Below are 19022 nucleotides of genomic sequence, written 5' to 3'. Positions count from 1 at the left end.
GATGAGTCAACCAGCTACCACAAGAAACAATGTTGCCAATGCTAAAAAAGTAGGTCAATACGTACTGCTATTGTTCCTGACATTCTTAGTTCTTGGTCCTTTTTTGCTCGGATTGTGGACTAGCCTAATGCCCACAGCAGATATTTCTAAAGGTGCGTTATGGAGTTCGCACATTTCACTAGATAACTATGTGGCCGCAATCACCACGACACCGATCCTCAGGTATTTATTGAACAGCTTAGTGATTTCAACACTTACTATGTTATTTCAAGTCCTGCTGTGTTCGATGTCAGCTTATGCGTTTGTTTTTCTTAAGTTCAAATATCGTAAGCAGCTCTTCATGCTGTTTTTAATGACCATGATGCTGCCCTTCGAAGCAGAGGTCATCCCAAACTTCTCTACCGTACGTAGCATGGGCCTATTGAACCACTATGCAGCTATGGTCATTCCTTTTTTAACCGCAGCCTTTGGGACCTTTATGTTACGGCAAGCATTCATGCAAATGCCGGTCGAATTGAAGGAAGCTGCTGATGTTGAAGGGCTTTCTCACTGGCAATTCTACTGGCATCTAGCGTTACCTTACACGAAAGTCAGTCTGATGACGTTAGCAGCATATAGTTTCCTAAGCAGCTGGAATCAATATCTTTGGCCAATGCTGACAACCTTCAGTGATTCATTTCGGCCGGTCCAAGATGGTCTCCGCCAACTTCAGGGACAGGAAAGTTTTAATAACTGGGGTATGATTCAGGCAAGCGCTGCAATCGTGGTGATTCCAACACTGATTATTCTATTTGTGGGCCAACATTACTTTAAAGCTGGTCTTAATGAAGGAGCGGTTAAATGATGGCATTCACACATAAACGTTGGTGGTTTGCGCTGGGCATGCTGTTACTGATATTGCCATTGGGAGCTTGTGCGAGATCGGAAGCAGCCAGCCGAACCCGAGTTGTTTTTTGGCACGAAATGACAGGACCCGGGCAGGAGCAACTCAAGCAGTTTGCTAAAGAGTTTAATGCCAGTCAAACGAAATATCGCGTGGAACCCCAATTTGAAGGGAATTATAACGAAGCTGTGCAGAAGATTTTGCATACTCACGGTACTTCTGCATCACCGGCAGTCTTCCAGTCCATGGATGTTTCTACCAGTCAGTTGTACCATGCTAAGGTTGCCACGCCAATGCAGCACTTTATTGATGCGGATCATTATGATATTAGCAAGATTTCACCGGTAGCTCGGGCATTTTATTCACAACACGGTAGCCAAATTTCGATGCCGTTCAATACGTCTCAACCGGTTCTTTATTATAATGCTTCGTTACTGAAACGTCTTGGGATTAAGGCACCACCGGTGGATCCTTCTTACAGTGATATCACTCGAGTTGCCAAAGCCATTTCGGCTAAGTCTCATGGCAAAGTGAAAGGGTTGACTGTTGAAGAGTATGGTTGGCTATTTGAACAGTTTATGGCTAATAGTAATGAGCATTTGGCGAACCATGAAGACGGTCGAACGGGGATCCCAACCAAGGTGCATCTGAATACGCCAGGAACGCAAGCTGCTATGAGCTGGGTTCGAAAGAATATTAAAGCAGGCGACTTTATTGATTATGGAGCCGGCAGCCAAGCTGAATCCAACGAAATTGCAGCTTTCCTTGCTGGTAAATTAGGTATTTTCATGCAATCTTCCGCTTATATCAGTCAACTTTTGGCTGGTACAAAAGATGAACTGGGAATCACCTATTATCCGCATCAGGATGGTAAACCCAGAAATGGTGTGGCAGTTGGTGGTGCATCACTTTGGATTAGTAACGACAAGCCCAAAGCGGTTCAGCAAGGTGCCTGGGAATTCGTGAAATACGTGATGACGGCTAAAGCGCAGGCGCAATGGCAAGCTGCAACCGGCTATTTAGCGCTTAATAAAGATTCTCAAACCCAACCTATTTTGCAAAAATTGTATAAGCAGCATCCTTCTGCACAAGTACCAAGCCAGCAATTAGCAACGATTAAAGCTAATACAGCTAACTCGGGTGTCTTCATGGAGGGTGTCATTCAAGAGCGAAATTTGGCACAAACGGCCATGGCGCAAATCTATAACGGTACGGATATTAATAAAGCACTAGCAGTTGCTGAAAAGGGATTAAACGATTCAGTTGCTAATACCAATCGAGCTAACCACTATAAATAGGGGGCACACCATGTCAACTTTGATATTCGGTCATCGAGGGATTCCCGTAAAGTTCCCAGAAAATTCACTGCAAGGATTTCGGTACGCGATTGAACATAACGTCGAAGGACTTGAATTTGATGTCCATTTGACCCGTGATCGGTTACCGGTGATTATGCACGACGAAACCATCGACCGGACTACGGATGGTACGGGCAGAATCTGTGATTACGATTACGAACAATTAAAGGAATTTAAATTGAGTAATGGTGAGTCTATCCCTACGTTGTATGAGTTATTGGAATTAGTGAAGAATGTTGATGTTATACTCAATCTTGAGTTTAAAACGGATCAAATTCATTATGAAGGAATCGAAAAACTCGTTTTGAAACAAGTTAGTCAAACCTATTTACGCCATCCAGTGATTTACTCTTCATTTAATTTAGATAGTTTGAAAATTTGTCAGCAATTAGATGAGAGTCAAAATTACTGCTTTTTAACGGAGCAAACGATTCGCCATCCACTAGCCTTTTTGAGAAAAGAACGTTTAAACGGGTTGCACCTTAATCGCGCTCAAGATGATAAAGGTTTGATTGAGAGAATATGGACGGTTAACGATGAAGCGCGAATGACGAAGCTTTTCTCGCAAGATGTCGATGGTATATTTACGGATGATTTTGAAAAGGCGATGGTAATACGCGATGAATTACTTGTTGGGTAGTTAAAAAGCTTTTGAACGTCATGTAAAGTATAAAAAATAGTGGTTATTACTCAAACTTGAGTAATAACCACTATTTTTTAAAGATCATCATTGTTCTTTGGCTGCTTATCAGGAAATAGTTTGTACATCCACTTGGAGAAGTAGTTGGAACCAATGATAATCAGGTAAACACCTAGATACATGGAAACAATCAGCTGAATCAAGAACACTGGCCAACTCTTGATGGTGATGTTAGTGATGATCAACATGGTGGTCCCCCAAGCCAGTAGCCATGCAGGGACTTCCGCAAACTTCAGGATAGTCCCTTGCAGGAACAGAACTAAGAATGTCAGAAAACCGAAAATGATGGCACTGGGGATGACGTCACCTAAATGTGGAAAGCTAATGATCCACAGGCAGAAACAGCCCAAAGCGATGCCGAATAGAAAACTAACGGAAATATTTAATACTTTATGCATTGGTGCACCAGCACCAAAAAAGTAGGAAGCAGCGATGAAGGCTGCACCGCTCATCCATAAATGAAATGAACCAGAAATCAGGCAAAAGATGAGGGTAGTCAGTCCAACACCAATGGATGAGATCCAGACGTCTTTACTAATTTTCATGAGGGCCACTCCTTTAACGAAAAGCCAGTCACCTGAACGCATATGTCGTTTCAGTGGCTGGCTTTTTCAGCATAGTAGCAGTTTACTATATTAATGCTTAGCGATAAAGCTTAATTAAGTCGTTGTGAGACAACATCAATCTTTGACGGATCGCCTTTGCGCCCTTCTTTCATCACAATTTTACCTGGATGAATGGCATGGACTGGGCAAACTAACGCGCACAGGTGGCAGCCAACGCATTTGCTGGTGTCAATGGATGGTCGACGGGTCTTTTCATCCCACGAAATGGCTTGGTGAGCACCGTCGTAGCAGCTGATAAAGCAGCGGCCACAGCCAATGCACTTATCCCAATCGATTTCTGGATAAACCTTATAGTTCCGGTCTAGGTCTTCAGCCGGCACGATGTTTTTGTTGGCGAGACCAACCAATTCTGCTAAGTGTTCAACGCCTTGTTCTTCCATGTAATGCATTAAACCATTCTTCATGTCTTCAACGATTCGATAGCCATATTGCATAACCGAGGTGGTGACTTGAAGGGTAGTGGAACCCATGAGGATGAATTCAACAGCGTCTTCCCAGGTTTCAATACCACCGATACCAGAGATTGGTAACTGCTCCAAACCGGAAGCAACACGCAATTGTTGGATGAAACGTAGTGCGATTGGTTTCACGGCTTTACCGGAAAGGCCAGAAATGGATGATTTACCGTTAACGATTGGTAATGCCGTCTTCTTTTCGAGGTCCACATTTGAAATTGATTTCACGGTGTTGATCGTGGCAATTCCGTCAGCGCCACCTGCCATGGCGGCCTTTGCAGCAGGAACCATGTCAGTAATGTTTGGTGTCATTTTAGCCATCATAGGTAAATCTGAACCACGTTTAACGGCTTCACAGTATTTTTTGACTAGTGGTGGGTTTGATCCAACATCAGAACCCATGGCATGGGACGTCATTTGTGGGCAGGATAAGTTCATTTCAATCATATCGGCACCAGCGTCAGTGACCAGACGTGCGAGTTCTTCCCAGTCCGCTTCAGTTGGCCCCATGATAGATGCGATGACCACTTTATCAGGATAGTTTTCCTTTAGTTTCTTTAAGTCTGCTAAGTTTTGTTTCAGCGGATGTTCGGCAATTTGTTCCATGTTTTTGAAGGCAACGAAAGGAGTGCCTTCCTTGGTTAATTCATCGAACCGTGGTGAAACTTCGTCAACTTCGAAATCTTCAGGTCCGATGGTCTTAAAGACGATTCCACCCCAGCCTTCATCAAAGGCTTTGGCACACATTTCGTAACAGTTACCTACGGGTGAAGACGATAGGCAGAAGGGGTTCTCAAAGTGAACACCCAGAAAATCAATTGATAAGTCCTTATTAATCATGACGGTTGCCTCCTAAAATACTGTCGATTTCACCGGCGACTTCTTTACCTTTTTGAACGGCGTAAACAACGGTTTTATCACCCTGAGCGATGTCGCCTGTAATGAAGACCTTTGGATCGCGAGTTCGATAACCTGCTGATGGTGCTTCGCCGTGTTCAAGGCGGATGCCTAAGTTTTTAGCGTTGGTTTCTTGGCCAATGGCAAGGATGATTGCATCGGCTTCAATGGTCATTTTACTGTTGATGTGACGATGCTTGAGGGTAACGGTGTGCCCATCAACACTGTCTGGAATGTAACCATCAATAATGGTGACGCCTTCACGTTCGGCACCAGCCAGTTCCTTTTTAGAAGCGCGGAATTCATCGAACTGTTCGTAAGCGGCGTCAGTGACGTGTTCAACACCTAACTTCTTGAGGGTGGTGACCACGTCCATGGCAACGTCCCCACCGCCGATGACTAATGCGTCTTTAGGCAGTTCAATATTGCCCTTGGCTTCTTTAGTTCTGGCTAAGAAGGAAACCGCGGATTCAACGGCGTCATTATTCTCAAACATCGGTAAAATTTTAGCTTCACTAGCACCGATAGCAACAATCACCGCGTCATTATCAGCCTTGAGCTGATCCATGGTGATATCCTTACCAACGACGGTATTAAAGTGGATCTTGGCGCCCATATCAGTGATCCGTTTGATTTCGTAATCGACAATATTACTTGGCAGACGATATTCAGGAATACCATAGGTGAGATAACCACCAGCCTTGGCGTTCTTTTCGTAGATATCAACACTGTAGCCTTTTTCTAGCAGGGTAGTTGCTGACTGTAAGCCGGCTGGACCGCTACCAATGATGGCGATGTGCATGCCGTTGCTGTCACCCTTATGCAAGATGTGCATATCAGCAGCTTGCTCAAAGTCAGTGACGTAACGTTGAATCCCACCAATATCGATAGGTACATCAATACCGCTACGTGAGCAGGCGAGTTCGCAGTATTTCTCGGTTGGACAAACCCGTGCGCAGATAGCACCTAATGCGTTGTTTTCGCGAATGGTTTCAGCAGCACCCTTAACGTTACGAAAACGAACACTACGAATGAATTTTGCGGGATCCGTGTGTGCTGGGCAAGCAGCTGAACACGGTGCGTCGTGGCACAATAGACAACGTGCTGCTTCTTCCATCACCGTTGTCATGGTGTAACCTGGAGCTTCTGTTTCATACTTTTTAGTCATGTTAATTGGCCTCACTTTATTGAGAAGTATAGTGAACAATAATTGTGCTAAATTTCACATATCTGATAGTTGTAGAATAGCATGTATGGGTGAGGTACGACAAAAACGCTTTCAAAACACGCTATAAGTGAAGTAATTTTGAAGGAATTTTAGGTATATTTTATGTCATATTTTGATATAAAAAATGATATAAAATCATCTTGAGCTAGGTATAAAAGCGATATTAGCGGTGTTTTTTCAGTGGAATCATCTGGTGAATGGGTGTCATTAAAAAAATCATATTAATTTTGAATAATATATTTTGGTATAGCATTTCGAGTGGTTAGGGTCATTCCTAATAGTGGTAACCGCGGGATACAAGTATAATTAAACTATTCAATCAAGTAAGAAACAGGGGTGATGGCAGATGAACGTGACTTGTTTTATTAAACGCCGGAAAGCGTTAAAAATGTCTCAGTGTAAACTGTGTGATGGTATTTGTACGCAAGCAACACTCAGCAAATTTGAGAATAATGCTCATGTGCCATCACTCACAATCTTGACGCAGTTATGTGCACGCCTCGGGATGACCGTGGAAGACTTATATGAATCCGAGGAGAGTACGGTTAGTCAATTAAGCGTTCAGCTGGATGACATTGAGAAGCGTTTAATGATGGAAGATTACTGTCAGGCGTTTCAAGAACTGAATGCGATTAATCCTGATCAGATTCAGTCCGTGGTTTCTCAGATGCAGTTTTATTATCTAAGGGGTCTGATGACGGCACTGACAAACGGTCATGTCATCGATGTGAGCTATGATTTGTCACTCATTTTCAATGTCTTGGATGCTAAGCAGAAAACCATTTTTACCTATCTAGGCTTTTTAGGCATGGCGGAGATGTATGCGCGAAATCATCAGCCTAAACGTGCGCAATCCTATTTCGATAAGGTGAATCTGTATCTTCGCGAGTTGCCTGCGGAAAGACAAAACGAACAGTATTATCTGCGGGTACTTATGATGGTTTACTACACCGCTGAGTTTGAAATGACACAAAATCGGTACGAAGAAAGCCAGCGTTTAATCGAGGCTGGTGTGAGATTGTGTTCAGAACAGCACGTGACGTTTTACTTGCCGGACCTAAAGTTCTTAGCCACCCAGTGTGCGATTACATTGCATTGTCCAACCAGTGAAGTGCAAAGTCTGATGAGCGAGACGTTGGCATTTGCTAAAATCAATCAGAATGAAGTGGTTGAAGTTAAACTAGCTGCCTTAAAGCGACAGATGGAAAAAGGAAAATTGCGTGAAGCTTAAGGGCAAACTAAAAGTGCTATTAATCATTGATTACTCGCTAATTGGCGGTGACAGATGATTAATAGCACTTTTTAGTTTTTAAAAATTTACTAAGCTGTTCTTTAAGGCGTACTTTACCAGCATGGCATGGGAAGGGTAGTTCAACTTCCGCATGATGTTTGCTTTATGAGCCTCCACTGTTTTAGTGGTAATAAATAGGTGGCTGGCGATTTCTTTATTTGACCAGCTTAGTACCATCAATGGCAATACTTCTCGTTCACGGCTGGAAAGCGAATTATAGTAGTAGAGCTGCTCGTCGGCTTGAGCAGAGTCGATCCGCTTAAAGTCATCAGGAGTCAGTACGATATTTTGGTCGACAAAAATCCTGTTTTGTACGACCGTATTCAATGCTGCGATGAACTCCGACTCTGGTGAGTTCTTTAGGACATATCCAGCTGCCCCGTAGTGGAGACTATCATCAATGTAATGGTGCTCCTCGTGTGACGTATTGATCAGGACTTTGACATCGGGGTAATCTTCATGAATGCGACGAGTGGCACCAACACCACATTCGCCAGGCGGCATTGATATTGGCATTACGACAACGTTAATACCACCCTCAGCTACCTTGACATAAGCGTCGGTGGCATCATCGACTTCGGCTATCACTTTAAAGTGGGGTTGCGCATCAATGACGGCTTTTAAACCGACCCGGTAGATGGGATGGTTATCAGCAATTAGCACACGATACATGATAGATAACTCCTTTCTTTAGTTTTGGTTAAAATTCAGTTTTTCGTGTATTTTATAGTTGGTTGATACTTCAATAATATCATGTATTATAGGCAAAGTAAGCGATTTCACTCCGTTTCTTTCAATCTTATTTTACTTGTGTTAGACTTAAAGAAAAATGAGAGAATCATGAATTTAAATTGAGAGTGGTGGTTTGAAGTGAACGATAGTATCTACTTGCTAACGCCTGAAGATAAAAATTTCATTTCTCATGTTTGCCGTAATCTACAGACATTTACATTGTGGGTGAATGAATCTGGACACGCTGAAGATTTTAAATTAAGAGAAGCACGGCAGAGCAGTGCGGACTATTTATTAGATACACTGTTAGAAAAGTATCATATTGAATTGACCGATAAGTCTAAGGCTGAGAAGTTACTTGCAACCGGCAGTTTAGCGGTAGATGATATTGATGTTGTTGCGGTGATTAAAGAAATTGCACGTCTGATCGATACGTACGCTGCAAGTGTGTCCTAACAGGATAGTTTATTTTAGAATACGATTGCGCATAGCTAGTTTTCCGTTTGTTGAGAACTAGCTTTTTTGCGTAGGTTCTAAACGGAAACTCTCAGACAGTCACGTTAACAATTTGGTATACTACAGGTAACAAAATCTGGATTTGGGAAACAGGAAAGAGGATTAACTATGCTAAGTTATTTTGCCTTGATTACACTTGTTAAATTATCAGGGTTATTGATCCCGTTTATTTGGTTCTTGTGGATCAGTAACCGACGATGGCGAACTTGGGGAACCGTCGCAATTGTTGCGCTATTTATCATCAGTTATGTTAATACGTATTTTAATCTGCCAGATTTAGCCTACCCGTCTTTGATTGACGGTTGGCTATTATGGCTCATTGCCGGCTTTGTGGTGGTAGCAATTCTGCGTCGGTTTGTCTTCAATCCTAATGCCGTAAAAGAACGAGCAGTACACGAGGATAACTTTTTCAGTCGTCTGCTGCGTAGTTTTGGCATTACCATTGGTTGGATTGGCCGTTTGATTGGTGCTGCAGTGGCAGCCGTTGTAGTGGTAATTGTTCTGAGTGGCGTTGCTTCAGTAGTCACGACGATGAATCCTAAGCCAGCAGTGAACTCGATTAAAACGGATATGAATAATTCCACGGATGGTGCACCAATGCCAGTTATCAAGAATAGTGCTGAAACACCGGTGGTCAATGCACCGCAAACTGTTTCTACAGATATGAATAATTCGTTAAACAGCTTTAAAAATTCCAACGTTTACGATTTGAATCATATGCGGGTTCAAATGTATAACGGCAAGATGGTTTACGTCGCCCCAGTTGAATTTTCTGGTGGCTTCTGGCGGTATATTCATTACCAAAAGGTGCCAGGGTACTTCATGACTAACGCTACGGATAAGAACGCTGATCCAAAATTTGTGGCGAAATCCATGCGTTATACACCAAGTGCTTACTTTAACCGCGATGCTGATCGGCGCATTAATGCTTACAGCATGGGGTATACCATGGTGGGCGATACTTCGCAGTTGGAAGTTGATAATAATGGGACGCCCTATTACGTTCGGACGTTAGCTAAACCGATTTCTTATTTCAACCGGAACTATGACTTTAAGCATTACAAAGTGGCCGTATTGAACACGGTCAGTGGTAAGGTGAACGTCTATTCACCAAATAAGGTGCCGAAGTTCGTGGATGTGGCCGCTACGCCAGAGCTGGTTCAACAAGAAGTTTCCATGTTTGGCCGGTACCGTCACGGTTTCTGGAACGCTACCAGTTTTGGTGGTCATAACGATGTGATGAAGCCGACGGAAGCCGGAACTGAGGGTGGCAAGACGTTAACGCCATACGCGTACAAGGGCCGGATTTATTACTTCACCGGGATGACCAGTGTGAATAGTCATCAAAGTTCCATTCTTGGTTATGCCTTCGTGGATGCTCGAACCAACACCCTTCATTATTACCGTGAGCACGGTAATGTCATGACGCCTGAACGTGCGATTTCCTACGCCCAACAGGATATTAACCCGCAGAACTATAAGGGGACACTGCCATTGCTATACAGAATCAATGGTAATCCAACTTGGGTTGTTTCGATGCTTGACCGGGATAACAACTCCTTCATGAAGTTTGTGTACCTGCTAGCGGATGGTAACAACCAAAGTGGGACGTATGCGGTTGGTGATGATGCGCAGAGTACGCTGGAAATCTTCCAGCAACGTGTCGGGGCCAAGACTGGGACGACCGTTGAGCCTAAAGTGACTGGCAAGACGATTTCTGGAACCGTTGACCGGGTCGTTAAGCCGGATGATAAGCAGATCCTGTTTATCTTGAAAGGTGACAGCCACGTTTACCGGATGGATACTTCTGCTAAGTCCTTCCAGCCAATCTTCCAGTTTATTCAAACCGGCGATAAGGTTAGCTTTAAAGCCACCGCGACGGATAAAAACCAGTTAGCAACGGCAAATGTTGGTCTTGAAACTTATAAGAACCAATCGATTAAGACGCAAAAGTAAACTACTGGAACATCAAGTGGTAAGTTTATGGAATGCGGCAAGGCATTATAGTAAGATGACTGCCTTCTTAACTAAAACGTAACTAAAAGCTTTTTATGGTTAATGCTTCAGTGAAATTCAACCGTATATAACACGTTAAACCACGAGCAGCTAACAAAAAAGAAGTGCTATCCCAATAAAGGATGGCACTTCTTTTTTGTTGATTCTGAACTACGAGTAGCCTTGTTTGAACAGTGATGACGACCACTAGACTACTGCTAAGTCTTTTCATTGGCTACTCACCTGGTGAAGCAACTTTTAAGTTCGGTTTAAGACCGGTTCGATATAAATAATCAACCTTAAAAATTTAAAACGGTTAGAGAGGAAGAAGCCTATCAAAGAAGTTAGAACTCATCTCATTTATAAAAGTTACCAGGAGGCGATAAAATGAATTTTTTAAAACGTGCTTGGTTAAGCTTAATTGCTAAACGGGGTCGCACTTTATTAACGTTAGTGATTACTTCTGCAATTATGCTATTTGTGTTTGCTGGGCTCCTGATTAATACGGCCGCCAATAATGCGACTGAACAGGCTAAACGTAATGTGGGCGCAACGTTAACGCTGTCAGCCAATCGGGAGGCGGCCTTTAAAAAAATGCAGCAGGGCGCCACTTCAGGCAGTCGGCCTAAATTAACGATGACACCAGTCAAACTAAGTGATGCTAAAAAAATCGCCAAACTAACTAACGTATCTAGTTACAACGCTACTACTTCGACATCGGTAAATGCCTCGGGGTTTGACACTGTTTCAACCTCCTCATCGAGTTCGCCAATGGGGGGCATGAAAAACGCGACGAATACCGGCAATATTACCATCCAAGGTGTAACGGATACTGCCAGTTCAACGAACTTTAGCAGTAAAACGAACCGCTTAACGTCTGGCCGTCAATTGACCAGTGCTGATAGCGGGACCAACAACGTGATGATTGAATCGGAACTGGCTAAGGCTGATAGCCTAAAGGTCGGCGATACGATTAAGGTTAAGACCACTTCAGGTAAGAAGACCTATCAGCTAAAAATTGTTGGTATTTACAAGGCTAGTTCAAGTGCTTCAACTCAAATGGGACCGGGTGCGAGTGATCCAGCCAATACGATTTATACGTCAAATACCTTTGCTAATACGGTTAAAGGTAGCAAATATGCCAATACGGCTGATTCGGTCACCTTCACGATTAGTAACCCAAGTGAGGTGAATAACGTTAAGACAGCTGGTAAAAAGCTGATTAGTACTAGTAAGTACAGTTTGAGTGCGAACGATGCCAGTTATCAGTCAGTCAAAAGTAGCATGAATGATATTAAATCATTTGCTAACAAGATTGTTTGGCTGGTTTCCATAGCGGGAACGATTATTCTAGCCCTAATCGTGATGTTGCAGATTCGTGAACGGCGCCATGAAATCGGGGTACTGCTATCGATGGGCGAGTCACGGATTAAGATCATTGGCCAGCTATTTGCTGAATTAGCCATGGTCATGGTGGTTGCACTCGTGATTGCTGGAATTGGCGGTCAGTTTATTGGAAATAAATTAGGTAATCAACTAGTTAGTCAGCAGACAAGTAGTACTGCAACTACGGGTTCAAACGGGTCACAAGGTGGCATGCCTAGTGGCCGACCAGGTGGTGGTGGACAAGGCCAACAACCTGGTGGGATGAGACAGTCTGTGAGAGCTAATAACGGTGCCGCTAAAAAGACCACCTTAAAAGTAAGTCTTTCGCCGGTACAGTTGATTAAATTAGGCGGTATGGGCTTCGTGATTATTTTATTATCTGTGGTTATCGCTGCTGGCGGTATTTTACGGCTCAAACCAAAGCAGATTCTACTGGAATAGAAAGGAAGAGTTGCCATGTTAAAAATCAAAAATTTGGGTTACTGGTATGACAGACCTGAGGAGGCGCTATTTAACGATGTTAACCTGGAGTTTAGAACTGGTCAGTCGTACGCGGTAATTGGTCAAAGCGGTACTGGTAAGACCACTTTCTTGTCACTCATTGCTGGACTGGATGTTCCGAAGAAGGGCTCAATTGAGTTAGATGGTCGAGATGTTCGACAGATTGGGTTAGCTAATTTTAGAAAACGAGACGTTTCAATCGTGTTTCAGGCTTATAATTTAGTGACTTACATGTCATCTCTGGACAATGTGTTAACAGCCATGGCTATTACAGATTCGAGCCACAAAGGTGATAAAGGCTTTGCCAAAACGTTATTGGGTAAACTCGGACTGACGGAAACACAAATCATGCAAAAGGTGAGTCACCTTTCTGGCGGCCAACAGCAGCGTGTCGCCATCGCACGGGCCATGGCAGTTGATGCTAATCTGGTAGTGGCCGATGAGCCCACTGGTAACTTGGATGAGGCTAATACACGAGAGGTAGTGGCCTTATTTCAACAATTAGCGCATGAACAACAAAAGTGTGTGATTATTATTACCCATGAACCCGAAGTAGCGCAGGCCTGTGATCATCAAATTCAGTTGGCAGAACATCAGTTTAATCTGGTTTAATGGCTAAAAGATAGTTAAAGCGTTGCGCTAAAAAATACGGCAATCATCCCCATAATTTTGGGAACGATTGCCGTATTTTTCGGAATATTGGTGCTAATATGAACTAACTTATTTAGTTGCTTTTTCAGCTGCTTCAATTTCAGCTAAAGTTGGAATTGAAGGGTGGGCACCCATGCGTTGAACAGTGATGGATGAAGCACGGTTAGCAAAGCGAATCGCTTCGGCTAAGTTGCTAAAGTCTGGTTTTAATTGAGAGCTCAAAGCGCCAATAAAGGTATCGCCGGCAGCGGTTGTATCAACGGCGTTCACTTTGAAAGCATCAACGAAACCGTAGTTGCCATCAGCAGTATGGTAGAAGGCACCCTTGCTACCAACGGTGATAATGACACCCTTAGCACCCATGGCGTGGAGCTTTTCAGCACCCTTGATCATGGAAGCTTCATCGGTAATCTCAACACCAGTTAAGGTTTGGCATTCAGTTTCGTTTGGCACAACCAAGTCACTCACAGCTAATAAACTAGCTGGAATCGTTTCTTGAGCAGGAGCTGGATTCAAAATCGTGACAACGTTGTTTTCCTTGGCAACTTTGAAGGCTGCTTCGGCAACGTCAAGTGGTGTTTCAAACTGGGTAATGATAAAGTCGCTTTTAGCGATAGTGTCTTTGGCGTTATCAACATCTTGAGTTGATAAGACTTGGTTAGCACCACCATAAACTAAGATTGAATTTTGACCATTTTTATCCAACAGAATGAAGGCTTGTCCAGTTTTAGCATCCTTAGTAATGGTGATTTGATCAACGTTGATGCCAGAATCAGTCATTGATTTCACCATAAACTTACCGTTGGCATCGTCACCGATCTTACCGATAAAGTAGGTGTCGGCACCGGCACGGCCGGCAGCGATTCCTTGATTAGAACCCTTACCACCGCCAGCAAAAGATTGATCACCCATCGCCAGGGTTTCGCCAGGCTTTGGCAAGCGAGGAATTTCAAGGATTGTATCCACATTTAAACTTCCGATTACAGTAACACGATTAGTCATTTTAATAGGCCTCATTTCAAATTGTGAGTATTTTTACGATTAAAGTCAAGTAAAACGTTTTACGTATCTCGCACTAATAATATAGCAGATAGTGTAAGCTGTTTCAATAATTCTGGTAAAATTCTCATTTACCGAATTATTTATCGTTAACGTCGCAACTTTTTGATATTTCCCAAATGACATGGAAAATGAATTATTGGGCAATGATTTTCAAAATTTGTCGTGTTTGATCCACGGTTAACTGTCCGGGAGCTGACACTGCCGAAGTTGTTGCGAAAGTTAACGCGCTGTTAAAGGTTTGACCCGCAACTCGTGTGACGGCACCAAGGGAACCCATGGCCATGGTAATAATGGGCTGTGAAATTTCCTGGCTGGCATCATGAGTAGCCACCATTAAGTTTAAGACGTCATCGTTGCTTTCGGGCATTACGGCTAGTTTGACCACATCACCATTTAATTGGGCCATTTTTTTGAGCTGAGCCATCATTTCACTTTTGGCAGGAGTATGTTCGAACTCGTGATGACTGATAATTGTTCGAACTTGATGGGTGTGCGCAAGGGAGATTAACTGATCCGTGACGGTTGAATCTCGGCGCCATTCGATATCGATGGCAGTGACTGCTGTTCGCAACATGATTTGAGTATAAAGTTTTAAATAATCAGCGTCAGCAATCTGTCGTTTACCGCCTTCAGTACGGTCACGCAAAGTAACGATCAATGGCAGATCACCGAGAATCTCAACTAACCGGTTTGCTGTGGAAAGAATCCCAGCAGTATCTTCTAAATCGTTAAAGTAATCTAAGCGCCATTCAGCAATATCTGCCGAGGAAGAAACCGCTTCTCCTGCTTGACCAATGACAGTGTTTGAATCCACGCCCGTAATGGGAACGCATATTTTAGGAACACCGCTGCCAAGCGACAGTCCCTTGAAAGATACTGGTGTCATATGAATGATGATCCTCCTCTAATTAATCTATTTCTCATCTGAATTTAGCATGTTTCTGAAGGGGAAGCAAGCAAAGATATAAAACCAACAAGGTGGTATAGCCACATGATTGTGGGACACTTTCAAACAAATGTTGGCATAAAAAATGGGAATGGACAGCTTTAAAATAAACATTTTTCTAATTAAATTTTAATAAAAGTAAAGTATCATATCTTCTATTATTGAGAAAGATTAGGTGAGCGACTTGGAAGCAACTGAGCAATTAGCTGCAATTAGTAAATATACCGCACAAAAGTTAGCAGATGATGTCACGGGGCATGGTGTTGACCATATTAACCGGGTAGTGACCAATGCGAAAATGCTGTTAGCGGAAGAGCCTTCTGCTGATTATCTGATTACGCTTAGTTCGGCGTATTTACACGATGTTATTGATGATAAATTGGTTTCGGATGTCCCAGCTGCCCAGCGGGATGTGGAGCGTCTTTTAAGCTCAATTGGATTTGCGCCAGATCAAGTGCAGTCAGTGATGTTCATTATCAACAATATGTCATTTAGCAAATCCCTGACGGATGATCAGCAACCACTGCCGTTGGAGGGTCAAATCGTGCAGGATGCGGATCGTTTGGATGCAATTGGTGCAATAGGAATTACTAGGGCCATCTATTATGGCGGGCATCATAATGAAAAAATTTATGATCCGCAAGTAGCACCTAGAACCAGCATGACAAAGGCGGAGTATCGTAATTTAGATAACGAAACGATCATTAACCATTTTTACGAAAAATTGCTAAAGCTGCCGGACAGTATGAATACCTCAGTAGCGAAAAAAATTGCGAAGGGGAGGCAGAAAACCATGACCACTTTTCTGGAGGATTTTAAGGCGGAGTGGAATGGAATGCGCTAAGGCGCAAGGTGCGGAAACGAGCGTTTAGAGAGTGAAATATAAGGCAAGGCCTCCATAAATCCCGAACTTGGATTTGTGGAGGCCTTGCCTTATATGCAACTCTCTGCTCGTTGAAGCCCGATTAGGCTATATAAAAGGCGAGCGCCCGAACTTGGATTTGTGGGGGTCCTTGTTTACATGCAGCTCTCTGCTCGTTGAAGCCCGATTAGAAAAGGTGCGGAAGCAGGCGATTAGAGAACGGAGTGTAAGACGATTCGGGTAAAAATCCCGAACTTGGATTTATACCCGAATTGACTTACATGCAGTTCTCTGCCTGCTGTAGCCTGATTAGGCTATATAAAAGTCGAGCACCTAGGCTATACAAAATTATTCCTCTTCCAGCAAGTCCGTAAACTCACCATCAACCAGCTTGCAAACCGCTTCAGCATTAACTTTCACCGAACGGCCAATTTGTCCCGAAGAAACAATGATTTCGCCTTGTTCTTTAGCTGTATTATCGAAGTAAATCGGGTACTTCAGTTTTTCCCAGATACCGATGGGCGTGTTAGCACCGTGTTCGTATCCAGTAGTTTTAACGAGTTCTTTCAAAGGGACCATGTTGACCTTCTTGTTGCCAGAAGCTTTAGCTAACTTTTTCAGGTCTAAGTGCGTATCTAGTGGCAAGACGCCCACAACGGGACCAGTAGTTTTACCGGACGCAACCAAGGTTTTATAGATGGTGTGTTGATCAAAGGTGCTTTCGTCAACATCCATTTGTTGAACGTCTCCGGCTTCATGAGTGGCAAATGAAAGCTGCTCGTAGCTGATCTTGGCTTTGTCGAGGATCTGTTCGACTAATGTTTTATGTAATTGCCCTTTTTTCTTCTTTTTTGACATAGTAATCATTCCTTACTTAAATAATTTGGTGCAGTCCAGACGAACAATTAATAAGGACCAATTTTAATAATAGTGCGTTTCAATCTATCCGAACTCTTCAAAATCTGTTATACTCGATTTAATTATTAAATCAGTGAACTGGTTGCAAGGGAGATTGGAATGGCAGATTTAGTTTACAGAAGAGTATTGCATGACTTGAAATCGCGAATTCACGATAATCAGTTTCCAGACAAACGACTACCGGATGAGCGCAGTCTGAGTGAAGCATACAACGTCAGTCGTAGTTCAATCAAGCGAGCACTTGGTGTTTTAGCAAATCAAGGGATTATTTTTAAGAAACGTGGTTCTGGCACTTTCATTAATCCATTATACATGAAGAATCAAACGATTTTTCATTATGAAGGCTCGAATTTAGGGATTACAGATAGTTTTAAGAGTGATGGACAAACTCAGGGAATCAAATTACTGTCCTTTAAGGTGGTGCCTGCTAACGAAGAAATGCAGCAGGATCTCTTTTTGGAAAAGGGCGATTTTGTGTATGAAATCAAGCGCCTACGGTTATTCGATGACCATCCGTTTATGATTGAACGGGGCTTTATCCCGATTAAGATTGCACCTGAACTATCGCAAAAGGTGGTTTCAGGCTCAATCTTTAACTATCTGGAGGACGTTCAAAATAAGGTTGTGACCAAATCGTTTATGACGATGAAAGCTGCACCTTCCAACGAAGAAGATCAGGATTTATTGGCCTTAAAGCCAACGGAACCAGTTGCCATTATGGATGGCATTTTCTTCTTGGACGACGGCACACCGTTTGAAGTCTCTAATATGCGGTTACGGTATGATTACTTCAATTACAATACGTTTGTAACGTTGGATGAAGAGTAGTAAGACTGAATTTAACTTTAAGTGGGTATATAGGGTTAGTGGCATATGTGGTGCTGCTAGCCCTTTTCTATTCACTTAGTTGTATCAAGTTAATCATTCACGTATGATTATAAGCAGATAATGAAGTAAAGGTGGTCCCATGAGAATATTAGAAGCAGTCGTCCACGTGATGGACAAGGATTCAGGCAACGTTGTAGTATCGCATAAGGCAGTTGATCCTAGTGATGTGGTCATGGAGGAGTATCTTCAAAAAGTCATCGAAAAGTTGATGAAGACTGAATATACGGAAGCCTCTCTCGACGACTGCCAGATTGTAAAGCAGCTCGTTGATAATCCAAGTGAGTTTATCGATAATTCTGCGCAAATCAGTCTGGACTTTTTTAATGCAATCAAGGGTGCAACGAAGATTAATGGCGGTGATCTGCTTTTCTTCCGTGCTCAAAATGATGACTTGGTTGATTTAACCGGCATGGTGAAATTAGACTATACCGCTAAGTATCTCCATGCGATTGAGTATGACGATGATACGCTGGTCAATACGATCATTCAAAACAAAACCATTTTGCCGGCTCCGGTTCAGACGGTGAAAGATGGCTTTTTGGTGATGGGAGATACGATTCGAGTTCAGTCGAAAAAGTATGATAATAACGGGGATGACTGGAGCTTTGCACAGAACATTTTAAAGCTTCCAGTGGTTAAAAAGGTTTCTGAGGAAATCAAAACGATTGAAAAAACGGTTAAGGAAACCGCTAAAAAATATACCGAAGCTGACGTATTAACGGTGCCGGAGACGCATAAAGCCGTTTACGAGAGTATCAAAAGGGATGAAAGCATCGATAGTGACCATATTGCTGAAACGGTTTTCCAGGATAACCCAGAAGCTAAGGTTGCTTTTAAGGAAAAACTCAAAGAACGTGGTGTGTCGGAGACGGTCCGGGTACCCAATGCGCCGATTTTTGAGAAGAAGTACCAAAAACAGAAAATTAAGCTTGGAAATGGCATTGAAATGACGGTTCCAGTAGATGTTTTGAAAAATAAGGACGTCGTTGAGTTTCGAACTAATCCTGATGGCACCATGTCAGTTATTGTGAAGAATGTTGAGCAAGGCTGATTATAATACCATGAAATCAGAAGAAGGTGTGACACAACTCGGTAGATTCCAGAATTTAACGCCAATAAAGCCTATT

Annotated in this window: 18 protein-coding genes; 11 read left to right on the top strand and 7 right to left on the bottom strand. The window is 42.9% G+C overall.

All coding sequences use genetic code 11. The features are described 5' to 3' along the window. The first annotated feature begins 1 nt into the window (after position 1). The 3 genes from AC6H04_RS01165 to AC6H04_RS01155 are packed head-to-tail and all read left to right on the top strand — an operon-like array spanning position 2 to position 2881. On the top strand, positions 2-844 hold the full coding sequence (locus AC6H04_RS01165) for a carbohydrate ABC transporter permease (protein WP_497569967.1): 843 nt from the start codon (positions 2-4) through the stop codon (positions 842-844). Then, a complete protein-coding gene (locus AC6H04_RS01160; RefSeq protein WP_497569948.1) occupies positions 841-2181 on the top strand; it encodes an extracellular solute-binding protein in 1341 nt (446 codons plus the stop codon). The genes AC6H04_RS01165 and AC6H04_RS01160 overlap by 4 nt, the downstream gene beginning before the upstream one ends. Before the next feature lie 10 nt (positions 2182-2191). Continuing rightward, positions 2192-2881 (top strand): glycerophosphodiester phosphodiesterase, encoded by a 690-nt coding sequence (locus AC6H04_RS01155; RefSeq protein ID WP_497569947.1) that lies wholly within the window; start codon positions 2192-2194, stop codon positions 2879-2881. 77 nt (positions 2882-2958) lie between these two features. Here AC6H04_RS01155 and AC6H04_RS01150 read toward each other — a convergent pair whose 3' ends face one another. From AC6H04_RS01150 to AC6H04_RS01140, 3 genes are all read right to left on the bottom strand, one after another. Further along, positions 2959-3486 (bottom strand): DUF1097 domain-containing protein, encoded by a 528-nt coding sequence (locus tag AC6H04_RS01150; protein WP_497569946.1) that lies wholly within the window; start codon positions 3484-3486, stop codon positions 2959-2961. Between the two features lie 110 nt (positions 3487-3596). Further along, positions 3597-4862: an NAD-dependent dihydropyrimidine dehydrogenase subunit PreA gene (gene preA, locus AC6H04_RS01145; RefSeq protein ID WP_497569945.1), complete on the bottom strand. Its 1266-nt coding sequence runs from the start codon at positions 4860-4862 to the stop codon at positions 3597-3599. Beyond that, positions 4855-6087, bottom strand: a complete 1233-nt coding sequence (locus AC6H04_RS01140) for an FAD-dependent oxidoreductase (protein ID WP_497569944.1) — start codon at positions 6085-6087, stop codon at positions 4855-4857. The genes preA and AC6H04_RS01140 overlap by 8 nt, the downstream gene beginning before the upstream one ends. A 406-nt stretch (positions 6088-6493) precedes the next feature. On the opposite strand from AC6H04_RS01140, the gene AC6H04_RS01135 reads away from it, so the two are divergent. Further along, on the top strand, positions 6494-7378 hold the full coding sequence (locus tag AC6H04_RS01135; protein ID WP_497569943.1) for a helix-turn-helix domain-containing protein: 885 nt from the start codon (positions 6494-6496) through the stop codon (positions 7376-7378). 78 nt (positions 7379-7456) lie between these two features. On the opposite strand, the gene AC6H04_RS01130 is transcribed toward AC6H04_RS01135, so the two are convergent. Further along, entirely contained in the window at positions 7457-8110 is a 654-nt protein-coding gene (locus AC6H04_RS01130; RefSeq protein ID WP_497569942.1) for a response regulator, read from the bottom strand. A gap of 198 nt (positions 8111-8308) precedes the next feature. Here AC6H04_RS01130 and AC6H04_RS01125 point away from each other — a divergent pair, with 198 nt between their 5' ends. From AC6H04_RS01125 to AC6H04_RS01110, 4 genes are all read left to right on the top strand, one after another. Then, positions 8309-8626: a hypothetical protein gene (locus AC6H04_RS01125; RefSeq protein ID WP_497569941.1), complete on the top strand. Its 318-nt coding sequence runs from the start codon at positions 8309-8311 to the stop codon at positions 8624-8626. A 168-nt stretch (positions 8627-8794) separates the two neighbouring features. Beyond that, positions 8795-10642: a hypothetical protein gene (locus tag AC6H04_RS01120; RefSeq protein WP_497569940.1), complete on the top strand. Its 1848-nt coding sequence runs from the start codon at positions 8795-8797 to the stop codon at positions 10640-10642. 426 nt (positions 10643-11068) lie between these two features. Further along, positions 11069-12508 carry an ABC transporter permease gene (locus tag AC6H04_RS01115; protein WP_497569939.1) on the top strand — a complete coding sequence of 480 codons (1440 nt, stop codon included), beginning with the start codon at positions 11069-11071 and terminating at the stop codon, positions 12506-12508. Positions 12509-12523: 15 nt separating this feature from the next. Then, positions 12524-13180 carry an ABC transporter ATP-binding protein gene (locus AC6H04_RS01110; protein WP_497569938.1) on the top strand — a complete coding sequence of 219 codons (657 nt, stop codon included), beginning with the start codon at positions 12524-12526 and terminating at the stop codon, positions 13178-13180. Between the two features lie 108 nt (positions 13181-13288). Here the strand turns inward: AC6H04_RS01110 and rbsK are convergent, their stop codons facing one another. Both rbsK and aroD read right to left on the bottom strand, forming a co-directional pair. Further along, entirely contained in the window at positions 13289-14221 is a 933-nt protein-coding gene (rbsK, locus tag AC6H04_RS01105; RefSeq protein WP_497569937.1) for a ribokinase, read from the bottom strand. A gap of 193 nt (positions 14222-14414) precedes the next feature. Beyond that, complete coding sequence (gene aroD, locus AC6H04_RS01100; RefSeq protein WP_497569936.1) at positions 14415-15167, bottom strand: type I 3-dehydroquinate dehydratase; 753 nt, start codon at positions 15165-15167, stop codon at positions 14415-14417. A gap of 244 nt (positions 15168-15411) precedes the next feature. Between aroD and AC6H04_RS01095 the strand changes: the two genes are divergently transcribed. After that, positions 15412-16071 carry an HD domain-containing protein gene (locus tag AC6H04_RS01095; protein WP_497569966.1) on the top strand — a complete coding sequence of 220 codons (660 nt, stop codon included), beginning with the start codon at positions 15412-15414 and terminating at the stop codon, positions 16069-16071. 366 nt (positions 16072-16437) lie between these two features. Here the strand turns inward: AC6H04_RS01095 and AC6H04_RS01090 are convergent, their stop codons facing one another. Then, positions 16438-16947: an aminoacyl-tRNA deacylase gene (locus AC6H04_RS01090; protein ID WP_098824712.1), complete on the bottom strand. Its 510-nt coding sequence runs from the start codon at positions 16945-16947 to the stop codon at positions 16438-16440. Positions 16948-17106: 159 nt separating this feature from the next. On the opposite strand from AC6H04_RS01090, the gene AC6H04_RS01085 reads away from it, so the two are divergent. Continuing rightward, on the top strand, positions 17107-17835 hold the full coding sequence (locus tag AC6H04_RS01085; protein WP_497569935.1) for a GntR family transcriptional regulator: 729 nt from the start codon (positions 17107-17109) through the stop codon (positions 17833-17835). 139 nt (positions 17836-17974) lie between these two features. Continuing rightward, positions 17975-18946 (top strand): nucleoid-associated protein, encoded by a 972-nt coding sequence (locus AC6H04_RS01080; protein WP_497569934.1) that lies wholly within the window; start codon positions 17975-17977, stop codon positions 18944-18946. Positions 18947-19022 lie beyond the last annotated feature (76 nt).

It is taken from the genome of Secundilactobacillus sp. MJ173 (assembly GCF_059704265.1).
The sequence above is the reverse complement of the archived record's forward strand: the minus strand, read 5'-3'. Positions and strand labels throughout refer to the sequence as shown.

Bases quoted from the DNA above. Each gene is read 5' to 3' on its own strand.
- AC6H04_RS01120 (WP_497569940.1), top strand. From the start codon at position 8,795: ATGCTAAGTTATTTTGCCTTGATTACACTTGTTAAATTATCAGGGTTA.
- AC6H04_RS01090 (WP_098824712.1), bottom strand. From the start codon at position 16,947: ATGTCAAAAAAGAAGAAAAAAGGGCAATTACATAAAACATTAGTCGAA.
- rbsK (WP_497569937.1), bottom strand. From the start codon at position 14,221: ATGACTAATCGTGTTACTGTAATCGGAAGTTTAAATGTGGATACAATC.
- AC6H04_RS01130 (WP_497569942.1), bottom strand. From the start codon at position 8,110: ATGTATCGTGTGCTAATTGCTGATAACCATCCCATCTACCGGGTCGGT.
- AC6H04_RS01155 (WP_497569947.1), top strand. From the start codon at position 2,192: ATGTCAACTTTGATATTCGGTCATCGAGGGATTCCCGTAAAGTTCCCA.
- AC6H04_RS01110 (WP_497569938.1), top strand. From the start codon at position 12,524: ATGTTAAAAATCAAAAATTTGGGTTACTGGTATGACAGACCTGAGGAG.
- AC6H04_RS01080 (WP_497569934.1), top strand. From the start codon at position 17,975: ATGAGAATATTAGAAGCAGTCGTCCACGTGATGGACAAGGATTCAGGC.
- preA (WP_497569945.1), bottom strand. From the start codon at position 4,862: ATGATTAATAAGGACTTATCAATTGATTTTCTGGGTGTTCACTTTGAG.
- AC6H04_RS01140 (WP_497569944.1), bottom strand. From the start codon at position 6,087: ATGACTAAAAAGTATGAAACAGAAGCTCCAGGTTACACCATGACAACG.
- AC6H04_RS01165 (WP_497569967.1), top strand. From the start codon at position 2: ATGAGTCAACCAGCTACCACAAGAAACAATGTTGCCAATGCTAAAAAA.
- AC6H04_RS01160 (WP_497569948.1), top strand. From the start codon at position 841: ATGATGGCATTCACACATAAACGTTGGTGGTTTGCGCTGGGCATGCTG.
- AC6H04_RS01115 (WP_497569939.1), top strand. From the start codon at position 11,069: ATGAATTTTTTAAAACGTGCTTGGTTAAGCTTAATTGCTAAACGGGGT.
- aroD (WP_497569936.1), bottom strand. From the start codon at position 15,167: ATGACACCAGTATCTTTCAAGGGACTGTCGCTTGGCAGCGGTGTTCCT.
- AC6H04_RS01135 (WP_497569943.1), top strand. From the start codon at position 6,494: ATGAACGTGACTTGTTTTATTAAACGCCGGAAAGCGTTAAAAATGTCT.
- AC6H04_RS01150 (WP_497569946.1), bottom strand. From the start codon at position 3,486: ATGAAAATTAGTAAAGACGTCTGGATCTCATCCATTGGTGTTGGACTG.
- AC6H04_RS01085 (WP_497569935.1), top strand. From the start codon at position 17,107: ATGGCAGATTTAGTTTACAGAAGAGTATTGCATGACTTGAAATCGCGA.